We start from the raw sequence: 13220 nt of genomic DNA on the forward strand, positions 1-13220 counted from the left end.
TTAGTGTCACACCATAATCATCAGTTATGTGAAACTTCTGTCAGGGCAACTCCAACCTCTTTTTTTCGTAATCTCCTTGGTTGCCTGCGAGTCCAGGTTTCCGCCAGTAGGTATTGTCGAAGAGGCAGTTGTACTCGGCGCTATTGTTTCGGTACATCAAAGCGAAAGTGCCGCGCGGGCGGTGATCGAGCTGAAGGTCCCCAACAGACAATCCGAAATAGAGGGTATCAAGGTGCGGTTATTGAATAACTCAGGCAATGAAATACCGCTTAAACCGGGTGCATCATACGTGTCGGGGAGCTTTTCGCTTCAAAGTTACACAGCCGACGAGCTCAAAGAGGCCGAAGTTTATAAAGTAGTATTTGATTATATCGATGCCAACAATAAGAACACCTTAATAACCAGGACGTTCACAGCCCGTCGCGCCTCTTCCTGGAAAAAATTATCGCACGCTCCGTTTGCAGATGGCGATCACACTGGGGCCGCGCTGCTTTCGCCGTTGTACAACTCACAGCTGGCGGTGTACCGCTATAAGGACGCGGAGCATTGGGATATCCTGAAATTCAGCAATGGGAAATGGGAAAGTTCTGAGAGCCTGAAACCATTTCCGAGGCATAGCGCGATTGCATTTCCGCTCGGGCAGGCTGGTGGGCGCGAGTTGATCTTCATGGGTTTTGGCTACCTCAATGATGAAAAACTACCGGGCAAAAAAGCCTATCTGAGTGATATGTGGTGGACTGCAAGCTACTATTATATCGGGACGCATTCGGGTACAGTGTTTCCTGCATACTCCAATATCGATAATGAGGTGAAATTTTTTCTCACTTATGACAATGCCTACCTGCTGAAAGAAAACAATTCCGGTGCGATGCGGGCGATGGATATCAAATGGGATCAACGCGATTGCAGCCCGTTGCCGGAAAAAACGGGGAAACTGGTAGCATTTGCAATCGACGAAACAGGATATGTGGTCAATCAAATTTCCGGTCGGCAGCCACATGTATATGCCTATTCCCCGGCGAAAGATAGCTGGGAACGCAAGGCCGATTTTCCAGGTACGCTTAGGGAGGATGGATCTGGATTTTCGGCTGCCGGAAAAGGCTATTACGGTCTTGGTATCGACCAGAATGGCAAAGGTCTTAGGGATTTGTGGGAGTTTGACCCTGCAAAAAACACCTGGAAATATCACTCGGAATATCCGGGCGAAGGCAACCGCTACCTGATTTCTTTCTCGGACAAAACGAGGGCATATCTCGGCTGGGGTTATGAGTACCGCCCGGTAACGGGTTCGGAAGCGACGGAACAAATAGGATGTACTGATTTTTGGGAATTCATTCCATGAAAAAAAAACCGCTTGATCTCTTTTGGTGGCTGTTCACCTGCGTAATGTTGTCTTTTACGCAATCTTCCTGCGTGGACGAAGTGCAGCTTCCGGCGCGTTCTGTGGAGTCGCGGCTGGTGGTAGAAGGCCTGATCACCGACGAAAAGCCGCCCTATACCGTCAAGCTGTCCTATACTGGTGAGTATAACTCGTTGATTTACGGACAAAACGAAATTCCTGTAAATGGTGCCGATGTGCGCATTATTGAAGTCGGCGGGCGCACGGTGAAGTTGGAGCAGGACCCGCTCACACCTTCCTATTACTGGATGCGCGACACCACTTTTGTTGGAAAAGTAGGCCGGAGCTACCAGTTGCATATCGAGCTTTCGGACGGGAAAAGCTTCGTTTCCAGTCCCGAACTGCTGAAACCGGTTTCGGAAATTGACCGGATATATGCCGAGTTCAGAGGCCGTGCAGACACAGAATTCCGCGAACCCGATCATTATCAGGTTTTTATCGATACTAAAGAGCCAGTCGAAGCAGGGAATTACTACCGATGGTCGGGATATGGATATGTGCCGCGGACTTCCACCGGCGAGCCAATCGGTTTTGCAGGGATATGCTGTAATTGGTGCTGGATTCCGGTGTACGGCTCCCAGTCGGATGTTTTGTCGGATGTGTATATCAATGGAAATACGATCAGCCGGCGGCCGGTTCTTTCTTCACCGATCTATTATGTTGGACGACACTACATTGAGATCCGGCAATACTCGCTTACCAGGCAGGCATATCAGTTCTGGGTTCGTTTTGAGGAGCAGCGAAAACGGACCGGTTCATTGTTCGATCCATTGCCCGCATCTATTGAAGGTAATGTGCATGCAGAAGACGATACTACCGTTTTGGCACTGGGTTACTTTGGTTCTTCGGCAGTGACAAAAGGCAGACTGATCATTCCCGGCGATACTTTAAATGCTGAGCGCATTAAGATCAAATACGGCGATATTTTCGTGGCGGAAGGAAATTGCCAGTTAGCATATAGTCAGGGACAACTAACAGCCCCCAACTGGTGATGAAGAAATTATATCAACTTTTAATATTCTTTTTATTGGGATCTTCGCTTGTTTTCGGGCAGGGCGAGTGGAATCTGAGAGGCCGCGTCACCGACGGGTCATCCTTCAAAGGTCTTCCCAATGTCTCCGTCATTTCGAAAGTATCCAAAGCGAGCACTCTGACCGATAGTCTGGGGAAATTCAACATTGTTTTGAAGGCTGGTGAACAATTAATCAGTTTTTCTTCCATAGGTTATTTTTCCAAAAACATTAACATTTCGTACAGAGAAACGCTGTCTAACTTTGATGTTACACTATTGCCTGAAATACGGCAGCTGGAAGAATTGACCGTGAAGGAAAAAACGCCTGACCACAATGTCCAATCCAGTCAGATGAGCGTCCTGACGCTGGATATCAAAAACCTCAAAAATATCCCGGTCGTTTTTGGTGAAGTGGATATTATCAAAGCATTGACGTTACAGGCAGGTGTGAGCACGGTAGGAGAGGGTACTGCCGGTTTCAATGTGCGTGGCGGGCGCACAGACCAGAATCTGGTACTGCTCGATGGTGCGCCTCTTTTCAATACTTCGCATTTGCTTGGTTTTCTGAGCAACGTCAATGCCGACGCGATCCGCGATGTGACTTTATACAAAGGCGACATCCCTGCCTCTTATGGTGGACGGCTTTCGTCGTTGCTCTCCATCACTACCCGCAGCGGGAATAAAGAAAGAGTGAATGTAACTACCGGCGTGGGATTAATGACCGCAAGCTTTATGGCCGACGGGCCTCTTTCCCAAAATAAAAAACTGACCTTCCTGGCTGGCGGGCGGATTGCCTATCCCAATCTTCTGATCAAAAGTTTTCCGTCGCCAACCAATCAGAACAAGGCGTTCTTCTTCGATCTGAACGGCCGGGCTACTTATGAAATCTCGCCCAACAGCGTGTTGTCTGTAACGGCTTATCATAGCAGCGATGCATTTAAATTTCCGGAGGACACTACCTATGCCTGGAAGTCCACAACCGCGACAATCAACTGGAACAAGCAAGTGACCAAGGCATTTTCATTCGAGATTGGTGGAAATCTGAGCGACTATAAATTTACACTGGAAGGAATTTCGCCAACCAATGAGTTTGAATTTACCTCGGGAATTCGCCAGCAAGATGCGCATGTACGGGCTTTGTACAGCCCTATGCAATCGCACAGGTTAGAAGCGGGATTGGTCTACACAGGCTACAAGCTCTCGCCTGGCAATCTCGCGCCGGTTTCAGGATCAAATATTACCAATATAGCTATTGAAAGGGAGCAGGCTGCGGAACAGGCATTTTACCTGACTGACGAATGGAATCCGGCGCGCTGGTTATCGGTCAATGCGGGTATCAGATATGTTAATTTTGTCAATACAGGGGTGGGCACCGTTTTCTCTTACGAGAACAATCTGCCACGAAGTGCGGAGACGATTACCGACACGGCTTTTTATGGCAAGGGGAAAAAAATAACGGGTTTTGGCGGCTTTGAACCACGTTTGTCTATTCGGCTAAGTATTGGCAAAACAAGCTCCTTCAAAATGAGCTATACCAAAACGCGTCAGTACCTCCACCTGATTTCCAATACTACTGCCATCTCTCCCGTCGATTTCTGGAAGCTGGCGGATCATTTTGTGCCGCCACAAATTTCTGAACAATTGGCGATCGGTTTTTTCAAAAATATCCGTGACAACAGGTTTGAAACATCAGTTGAGCTTTATCAGAAACGTCTGCAAAATCTGGTTGAATACCGAAACGGTGCGAACTTACTTTTAAACCCGACACTTGAAGCAGGACTTTTACCGGCGCTGGGGAAAGCTTACGGCGTGGAAGTAAGCATTCAAAAATCGAAAGGGTTGATCACCGGGCTGCTCTCTTATACTTACAGCAGGACATTTGCCAGGGTAAGTACGCAATTTCCTTTGGAGCAGATCAATAAGGGAAACTGGTTTCCATCAACAGTAGACAGGCCCAATAACCTTTCTTTTTCCGCTCAATGGAAATGGGCGAAGGGCTGGACTTTCGGGACGAATTTTGTATATACGACAGGACGCCCTATTACTTTCCCCGACGGGACTTACCGGCTGAACGATGTTGTAGTGCAGGATTATTCCGAAAGAAATCTTGACCGGGTACCGGATTACCATCGTATGGATATCTCCTTTACCAAAGACACCCGCCTGAAAACCGACCAGCGGCGCTACTCCATCTGGTCGTTTTCTTTCTATAATCTTTACGCGAGAAAAAATCCTTATTCAATTTATTTCAAGCAATCGGGTGCAAGACTGGTGAGTTACCGGCTTTCGGTTTTTGGGACAATTATTCCTTCGATCAATTGGAAATATCATTTCTAAAACCTACATGCTCTCAGTCCTGCCCCCATCAACCGGCAAATTAACACCGCTGATACTGGCCGCCGCAGGGCTGCATAGAAAAGCCACGGCCGCCGCTACTTCTCCGGCCTCACTGAAACGTCTGATCGGGATGACCGACGTGAGATCCTCTGCGACTTGCTCTCTGGTTTTTCCCTGCGCCTTGCTTCTCATTTCCAATATTCCATCAAGCCGGGCTGTTTCGGTATAGCCTGGCAAAACATTGTTGGAAGTGATACCAAATTGGCCCAATTCCAGGGACAGCGTTTTCGACCAGCTTGCCACTGCGCCACGTATCGTGTTGGAAACGCCCAGGCCAATGATCGGCTGTTTGACGGACGTGCTGATGATATTGACGATCCGTCCGAAACCTGCTTTTTTCATGGATGGCACCACGGCCTGCACCAGAAACTGGTTATTGATCACGTGCATCTGAAAGGTTTTCAGGAATTGCTCGGTTTCGGCTTCAATAATCGGTCCGCCGGAAGGTCCGCCTGTGTTGTTGACAAGAATATGGACATCGGGGCATAGCCGCAGGTAATTTTCAATTGCTTCTTTAACATTCTGATTGTCACAAAAGTCGGCCACCACATATCGGTGCAATTGGCCTAATGAAGTGTCCAGCGATTCAACGGTTTCTCTGAGCTTTTCTTCGTTTCTTGCCACCAGGGTCACATTTGCGCCCAATAATGCCAGCTCAATAGCCGATGCCCGGCCAATTCCCTGCGTGCTTCCGCATACCAATGCGGTTTTTCCTGTAAGATTAAGATTCATTGCTTTGTATTTTTAAACTATAATTCCGTGACGATATGCTTTTGCGTTCCTAACCTCAAACTTCGTACTTTTTTCATCTATCTTTGCGGTTTATTTTTCGGTAAAGACATGATGAGACACTGAAATATAACTTCTTGTAACTCGTCTTCTTTCATTTGTAATCTTTCAGTCCAACATTTCAAAATGTCTAAAAAAATCCAATCCGCACTTATATCTGTTTACTATAAGGATGGACTTGAACCATTGGTTCGCCTGTTGCATGATAACGGTGTGAAGCTTTACTCAACAGGAGGAACTCAAACTTTTATTGAAAATCTGAATGTCCCCGTTACCGCTGCGGAGGAACTTACAGGTTATCCTTCCATTTTTGGCGGGCGGGTTAAAACGTTGCACCCGGCCATAATGGGCGGCATTCTGTATCGCAGGGATGATGCCGGCGATGTGGCCCAGGCACAGCAATACAATATTCCTGCCATTGACCTGGTGGTGGTGGATTTGTATCCATTTGAAGAAACTGTTGCTTCCGGAGCGGGAGAAGAGGATATTATTGAAAAAATAGATATTGGCGGGATTTCGTTGATACGTGCCACGGCGAAAAATTTTAAAGATACGCTGATCGTTTCATCACGCAGCCAGTATGCTGAAGTGGTTGAATTACTGACCGCCAAAGCGGGGGCGACCGATCTGGAAGACCGCCGCTACTATGCTGGTCAGGCATTTTCGGTTTCGTCACATTATGACGGGGCGATCAACAGGTTTTTTACTGCCGGCAAAGAAAAGACGGATAAAGAACTTTTTGACTTCACAAGTTTGTCTTCTCAAACCTTACGGTATGGGGAAAATCCACACCAGAATGCTACTTACTACGGAGATCTGGAAGGGATTTTTGACAAACTGCATGGTAAGGAATTGTCTTATAACAACCTGGTAGATGTGGATGCATGTGTAAGTCTGATCGACGAATTTGCCGACGCTGATCCCACTTTTGCGATCATCAAACATACAAATGCCTGCGGAATTGCAACTGCCAAAACTGCCAAGGAAGCATATGATAATGCATTGGCCTGTGATCCGGTGTCGGCTTTCGGAGGGGTGGTGATCACCAATTCAAAGGTTGATCTTGCTACGGCAGAGGAATTGAACAAGTTGTTTATGGAAATTCTGATCGCGCCGGAATATGAGGAAGAAGCATTACAGCTTTTGAAATCCAAAAAGAACAGGATTTTACTGAAACGCAATGCCGTGGATCTGCCGCAGGTCATGTTTAAGACCATATTGAATGGTGTGCTGGTTCAGGATAAGGATCTGGCTACGGAAACTGCAGCTCAGTTCACAACTGTAACTGAAAAAGCACCTACTGCCGGTGAACTGACTGCACTGGAGTTTGCGCTGAAGGTTTGCAAGCATACCAAGTCAAATACAATCGTTTTGGCAAGAGAAAATCAGCTGCTGGCCAGCGGTACGGGGCAAACTTCCCGCGTGGATGCTTTGCGTCAGGCCATTGACAAGGCAAAAGCATTCGGCTTTGATCTTAATGGTGCGGTGATGGCCTCCGATGCGTTTTTCCCATTTGCGGATTGCGTTGAAATTGCCCATCTGGCAGGTATCACAGCAGTGGTGCAGCCGGGTGGTTCTATCCGCGACAAAGACTCTACTGATTATTGCAATGCAAATGGTGTAGCGATGGTTACCACTGGCGTGCGGCATTTTAAGCATTAACAATATAACTGCCACGAATGCGCGAATTCGTGAAAATCCGTGTATTCGTGGCAGCAAAAGACAATCCCTTTTGAAAACCAACAAGCCAGTCAAGAAGCTCATTCTCCGTTTCGGGAAAGTCCTTTTGATTGGCTTTACGGTTCTTGCCGGAAGCATTGCCTTCCTTTATCCACAAATTTTTTTCTGCCACCTGATATCCTTTTCTGATTTTTCTTCGAAAGGGACAATCTATTTCAGTCCCGAAATTAAAAAAGCGCATTTCCCTATCGTGGAAATGCTGATTGCCAAGTCCGAAGCACGGGTCGATTCTTTCTATTCCTGCAAAAAATCAGATCCTGTGTTCATTATTTGCAGCAATGCCCGTCAGTATGAAAAATATTGCAGCAGTACAGAAGGCGCAGGTTGCAGTATCGGTACGCCTTGGGGTAGTAACTATGTCATATTGAATGCACAAGGGCTGAATGTCGATGTAATAAGCCATGAAATGAGTCACATCGAACTTTTGGAAAAATTGGGCTGGTGGAAAACTGCCTTCAAAATTCCGCAGTGGTTTAATGAGGGAACAGCCTTGATGCTGGACAGACGATTTGTAAACAATTCCGATCCGGGCGACCGCTATTTCGAATATATGGACGAGTGGCTTTACTATACCCGGGGCGGACAGGAAATACTGGAACTGGAAGATATCTCCACGATCAAAGGGTTTTTTAACGGTGGACAGCGGCAGGTAATGCTTGCTTACATGACCTCCGGGATGGAAGTTTCGTACTGGCTGGCAAGGGCAGGAGGGAACGGATTCCGCGATTTTATGAGCGAAATGAACCAGGGTAGTTCATTCTCGGAAGCATATATTAAGGCCGAACAGGAAGGTAGCCACAGCCTCAAAACAAAATTGCCCAGGAACCCTCTGAGGCTTGAAAATTCAAAGAAAATATCAGAATAAAGCAGTTCGAATATAAGCTTGTGCCTATATTTATAAGCACATTCAGTAACAGAAACGTTATTCGTGTAGTATTTTTGACTTTGTACTATTTTCGGAAAATAATGTACCTTTCGATTTAAACCAAACCTGCTCATTCATTCATCTATTCTACTATTTGAAATGCAACAATTAGATACTCTGGATTACATTGTTTTCTTCTTCTACTTTATTGTCGTATCCGGATATGGTTACTGGATTTATCAGCGAAAAAAGTCAAATGTGGAATCTACAAAAGATTTCTTCCTGGCCGAGGGGTCGCTCACGTGGTGGGCGATAGGCGCATCTCTGATCGCTTCCAATATTTCGGCTGAGCAATTCATCGGAATGTCGGGAAACGGTTTTTCAATGGGGCTCGGGATTTCCACTTATGAATGGATGGCGGCTGCGACTTTGGTTATTGTAGCAGTTTTTTTTATGCCCATTTATCTCAAGAACAAAATTTATACAATGCCGCAATTCCTCAGTCAGCGATATAACCCCACGGTTAGTCTGATCATGGCGGTTTTCTGGCTTGCGTTATATATTCTCGTCAATCTTACCTCCATCCTGTATCTGGGAGCCCTGGCGGTTTCGGGTATTTCCGGGCTCGATTTTCAGTTTTGCATGATCGCACTGGCTGTTTTCGCCATTATTATTACAATTGGCGGGATGAAAGTGATCGGGTTTACAGATGTGATTCAGGTTTTCTTCCTGGTGATAGGCGGCTTGGCCACTACTTATCTGGCGGTAAATCTGGTTTCGGGAGAGGCTGGAATGGATGGTATCATGAGCGGGTTGAAAATGATGAGAGAAAATCACGACGATCATTTTCACATGATATTCCCAAAGTCAAGTCCGTTTTACATGCAATTACCCGGACTGACAGTACTACTCGGAGGTATGTGGATCGTGAACCTGAATTACTGGGGCTGTAACCAATACATTACCCAACGTGCTTTGGGGGCGGATCTGAAAACGGCCAGAAATGGTATTTTGTTCGCTGCATTTTTAAAGCTTTTGATGCCCGTCATTGTGGTGTTACCAGGTATTGCCGCTTATGCATTGTACAGTAAGGGAATGTTTCAGGCAGAAATGCTGGGAGATGATGGTTTGATTAATGCGGATAAAGCATATCCGGTTTTGCTCAATTTGCTTCCCGCCGGACTGAAAGGGCTGTCTTTTGCTGCTTTGACCGCTGCCGTGGTGGCTTCCCTGGCGGGTAAAGCGAACAGTATTTCAACCATTTTTACGCTGGATATTTTTAAAAATTATATAGGTAAAAATGCCGACGAGAAGACACTTGTACGGATCGGAAGACTGGTGGTTGTGATTTCCATGATCCTGGCGATTGTAGTCTCACCTTACATGGGAATTGATAAAAAAGGAGGATTTCAGTTTATTCAGGAAATGACCGGGCTACTTTCACCCGGGATCTTTGCTTCCTTTATTATGGGCTTTTTCTGGAAAAGGACCAACTCTGCCGGGGCTTTATTTGCGATCGTAGGCGGTTTCCTCATCGCGCTCGGCATGCACAATAATTTTCTTCCTTTCGCTGACTGGACGCAGGTTCCGTTCCTCGACAGAATGGGCTTGGTATTCCTGATTTGCGTGGCAGTGATGTTTATTCTGGGACTCGTGATGCCCGACGAACGTAAAGGTCTTGCTATCGATTCGTCGATGTTCATGCCTCACCGTACTTTCGTTATCGGCGCTTCGGTTGTGATTGCGATCATTACATTCCTGTATTCTTATTTCTGGTAATAAGGGCCACAAATAGCAAAAGGGCTTCCTGGAAAATTTCCGGGAAGCCCTTTTCAATTTAATCAGAAAAAAAACCTATACGGTTTCTTCTTCGATTATAGTGATCTTCTGTATTTTGTCCCCCTGACGGATCAGATCAACTGTGTCCACGCCTTCCACAACTTTACCAAAACAAGTGTGGTTTCCGTCAAGGTGGGCAGTGTTATTACGGCTGTGACATATAAAAAACTGCGAACCTCCGGTGTCGCGCCCGGCATGTGCCATGGAAAGCACTCCGCGGTCATGGTATTGATTACCGCCAGTTACTTCGCATTTTATTTTGTAACCCGGACCCCCACGGCCGGTTCCGGTAGGATCACCTCCCTGGACCATGAAATCCGGAATGACCCTGTGAAAGATCAGTCCGTCATAAAATCCTTTTTTAGAAAGGTCAACAAAGTTTTTCACTGCGATAGGAGCATCCTGATCATAAAATTCGATCAGCATGGTTCCTTTGTCCGTGATCATTTCTGCTTTTGTCATATTGCTTTTAATATATTTTGAAGAAGATGAGTGTTGTCATCCAACCAGATTTTACTGGCTGCAATAACAACACAAAGAAAAGGATATTGTATCCTTTTCTTTTACTTAAATGATAATTAAATGCTTGAATTAAGAGTCAGTGGTAGCCTTGGCCAATTGAAGTTCAGCCTTTTTGAGTTCTACCAGTTTTTCGGAAAGCCTGTTGACAACATCTCCGCTTCCCCATTCTTTACTTCTCTCCGGGTTGGAAAACCACTCTTTTACTGCAAGAAGCTTATAAATGTACCTTGTTGTTTCGGAGTTTAAACGAAGCTTGAAGTAATCGTCCTTGTTTTGAGAGTCCATCCGGTTTTGAATATGGGTGGGTCCCGCATTATAAGCAGCGGCCACAAGTGTCCACGAGCCTAGCTGGCGATGCAATTCGCTTAGGTATTTGCCGGCTGCATGTGTGGATTTGATGAGATGTTTGCGATCGTCCCTGGTTTCATTTACTACCAGCCCAAGAGATTTTGCTGTCGATGGCATTAGCTGCCAGTAGCCCCCGGCACCCCGGCGTGAAGTCACATCATCGCTCATGGCACTCTCTATCAAAGGAATATATTTAAAATCGGCTGGTACTCCGTACTTTTTAAGAATGGGTTCTATAATTCTCATTCTTTTTTCTGTCCTGGTCATCAGCTTACGAAAAGTGGGATTGTCGTAATTTCTGATCATGTTTTGATATCGCTCAGCAATTCGAAGCTCCGTTAACGGGATGGCCTCGCCACAGAAGTCAATAGCAAGAAGATCTGAATCAATGATATTTGTTTCTTTCAGTTCCTTCTTTTCCACCTCCACCTCGCGTCCGGGATATTTACCCAGTAACGCAATTGAGAAGGCCATAAAGATTAGTCTAATCATGCATAATTTATTTCGTGAAACATAATTGATGGCTTTTAGCCGGGGTACAAATATAACGATATTGAATAAATAATATTCTATTTCGTATAAAAATCTGATTTATAGAGGTTTATGTATATACCATATAGAACTAATTCAAGATGGCAGAATTTTGTAATTTTTAACGCATCCCGCTCTGTTTTCTATGTGATCGCCGGATCACTAAAATTATCATTGGTTAACAGCTTGATTGGCAAAATCCGCGTCGGGCAATTATCCTTCGATAAAATACTGTTCCGGTTCCTTATGTACTTTGGATTTCAGGATGTGTTATCTTGCGTTTTCATCATTTTGAATTATGGTTACAGTCAACGAGGCCAAAGAAAAAATTATTGCCAATACCCCACTTTTGCCAACCGAAAAGCGGAATACGGAAGCGTCCGCGGGCTATGTACTGGCGGAAGATATTCTTTCTCCTATGCCGCTCCCTTCTTTCAGGCAATCGTCTATGGACGGCTATGCTATCATCCATTCAGATGTTACAGGTAAAGGTATTTCTCTGAAAATAGCAGATGAAGCCAAGGCCGGGCTGACCACCGTTCAGACACTGACTGCCGGCACTGCTATCCGTATTTTTACCGGTGCGCCGGTTCCCGAAGGAGCAACTGCTGTGATTATGCAGGAGAATACGGTTGTAGAAAATGGTCAGGTAGTGATCAATGAGTATCCCGTTGCCGAAGGGAAAAATGTAAGAAATATTGGCCAGCAGGTAAAAAAAGGTGCGATAGCGCTCGCCAAAGACACTTTTTTGACGCCGGGCAGCGTAGGGTTTTTATTAGGGATGAATGTTCCGGAAGTTGAGGTTTACCGTAAACCCAGGATCGGGTTGCTTGTAACCGGTGATGAGTTACTGAAACAAGATGAACCGTTGAGCCACGGAAAAATATATGAATCCAATTCGGCCATGCTGGTATCAGCTTTGGGGCAGGAGGGGATTTTACGTGTGGAGGTGAAGTACGCAAAAGATGATCTTGAGTCAACGATGGCAGCGTTGCAGGATCTCGCTGAAAAAAATGATGTTGTTTTGGCGACAGGCGGCGTTTCGGTTGGAGATTATGATTTTGTTGGAAAAGCGCTTTCGGGAATTCAGGCAGAGACAGTATTTTATAAAGTCAGACAGAAACCTGGCAAGCCACTATTGTTCGCAAAAACATCAAAAACACTCTTTTTTGCTCTACCGGGGAATCCTGCATCTTCACTTGTGTGTTATTACGAGTATGTGCTTCCGGCTATCAGAAAGCTTTCCGGGAGATCGGAGTTTTTCTTGCGAGCATTAAAAATGCCCGTTACCGTCGACTATTCGTTTGATGGGGAGAGGGATGAATTTTTGAAAGCATACGCAAATCAGGCTTCGGTAACGCCGCTGACAGGACAGGAATCGTTTGCTTTACGCTCTTTTGCAGTGGCCAATGCGATCATTTATTTGCCTGTAAAACAACAAAATGTAAGAAAAGGTGACTTGGTGGAAGTGCATTTACTGCCGTTTTGAAAATATCAACATAACTACTTGATTAAATGAGCATTCATATTATGTATTACGGAATGCTGGCTGAAATTACCGGCCACGCAGAGGAAGTCTGGACTGCAAATGAAAGTCTTTCTGTAGGGTCATTTCGTGCTTTGATGCTGGCTAAATATCCGGAGCTGCAGGGTAAAAAATTCAAGGTTGCGGTGAATCAAAAAATATCCGAAGATTATGCTCAGATCGATACGCAGGCCGAAGTTGCATTACTGCCGCCGTTTGCAGGGGGATGAAAAATTACCCAAAGTGTGGCTAC

At 45.7% G+C, this 13220-nt stretch carries 11 protein-coding genes; 8 read left to right on the forward strand and 3 right to left on the reverse strand.

The window, feature by feature from the left end; all coding sequences use genetic code 11:
- Nucleotides 1-28: 28 nt before the first annotated feature.
- The 3 genes from FBF61_RS25995 to FBF61_RS26005 are packed head-to-tail and all read left to right on the forward strand — an operon-like array spanning nt 29 to nt 4748.
- Nucleotides 29-1342 (forward strand): Kelch repeat-containing protein, encoded by a 1314-nt coding sequence (locus tag FBF61_RS25995; protein ID WP_138482900.1) that lies wholly within the window; start codon nt 29-31, stop codon nt 1340-1342.
- On the forward strand, nt 1339-2391 hold the full coding sequence (locus tag FBF61_RS26000; RefSeq protein ID WP_229215227.1) for a DUF4249 domain-containing protein: 1053 nt from the start codon (nt 1339-1341) through the stop codon (nt 2389-2391). The genes FBF61_RS25995 and FBF61_RS26000 overlap by 4 nt, the downstream gene beginning before the upstream one ends.
- Nucleotides 2391-4748: a TonB-dependent receptor gene (locus tag FBF61_RS26005; RefSeq protein ID WP_138482902.1), complete on the forward strand. Its 2358-nt coding sequence runs from the start codon at nt 2391-2393 to the stop codon at nt 4746-4748. Before FBF61_RS26000 ends, FBF61_RS26005 begins: the two co-directional genes overlap by 1 nt.
- A 3-nt stretch (nt 4749-4751) precedes the next feature.
- On the opposite strand, the gene FBF61_RS26010 is transcribed toward FBF61_RS26005, so the two are convergent.
- Complete coding sequence (locus FBF61_RS26010) at nt 4752-5540, reverse strand: SDR family oxidoreductase (protein ID WP_138482904.1); 789 nt, start codon at nt 5538-5540, stop codon at nt 4752-4754.
- Nucleotides 5541-5723: 183 nt separating this feature from the next.
- On the opposite strand from FBF61_RS26010, the gene purH reads away from it, so the two are divergent.
- The 3 genes from purH (at nt 5724) to FBF61_RS26025 (ending at nt 9981) form a co-directional block, all read left to right on the forward strand.
- On the forward strand, nt 5724-7259 hold the full coding sequence (purH, locus tag FBF61_RS26015; protein WP_138482906.1) for a bifunctional phosphoribosylaminoimidazolecarboxamide formyltransferase/IMP cyclohydrolase: 1536 nt from the start codon (nt 5724-5726) through the stop codon (nt 7257-7259).
- Between the two features lie 70 nt (nt 7260-7329).
- On the forward strand, nt 7330-8202 hold the full coding sequence (locus FBF61_RS26020; protein WP_205748320.1) for a hypothetical protein: 873 nt from the start codon (nt 7330-7332) through the stop codon (nt 8200-8202).
- Between the two features lie 159 nt (nt 8203-8361).
- Complete coding sequence (locus tag FBF61_RS26025; protein ID WP_138482908.1) at nt 8362-9981, forward strand: sodium:solute symporter family transporter; 1620 nt, start codon at nt 8362-8364, stop codon at nt 9979-9981.
- A 75-nt stretch (nt 9982-10056) separates the two neighbouring features.
- Here FBF61_RS26025 and FBF61_RS26030 read toward each other — a convergent pair whose 3' ends face one another.
- On the reverse strand, nt 10057-10503 hold the full coding sequence (locus FBF61_RS26030; protein WP_138482910.1) for a peptidylprolyl isomerase: 447 nt from the start codon (nt 10501-10503) through the stop codon (nt 10057-10059).
- Between the two features lie 129 nt (nt 10504-10632).
- On the reverse strand, nt 10633-11403 hold the full coding sequence (locus tag FBF61_RS26035; protein ID WP_138482912.1) for a lytic transglycosylase domain-containing protein: 771 nt from the start codon (nt 11401-11403) through the stop codon (nt 10633-10635).
- Between the two features lie 337 nt (nt 11404-11740).
- On the opposite strand from FBF61_RS26035, the gene FBF61_RS26040 reads away from it, so the two are divergent.
- Together FBF61_RS26040 and FBF61_RS26045 are read left to right on the forward strand one after the other, a co-directional pair.
- The gene (locus FBF61_RS26040; RefSeq protein WP_138482914.1) at nt 11741-12931 is read left to right on the forward strand and encodes a molybdopterin molybdotransferase MoeA; all 1191 of its coding nucleotides are present in this window, start codon (nt 11741-11743) and stop codon (nt 12929-12931) included.
- Nucleotides 12932-12957: 26 nt separating this feature from the next.
- Nucleotides 12958-13197 carry a MoaD/ThiS family protein gene (locus FBF61_RS26045; RefSeq protein ID WP_138482916.1) on the forward strand — a complete coding sequence of 80 codons (240 nt, stop codon included), beginning with the start codon at nt 12958-12960 and terminating at the stop codon, nt 13195-13197.
- Nucleotides 13198-13220: the final 23 nt, after the last annotated feature.

The sequence above is a fragment of the Dyadobacter bucti genome (assembly GCF_005869225.1).
Taxonomy (GTDB): domain Bacteria; phylum Bacteroidota; class Bacteroidia; order Cytophagales; family Spirosomataceae; genus Dyadobacter; species Dyadobacter bucti.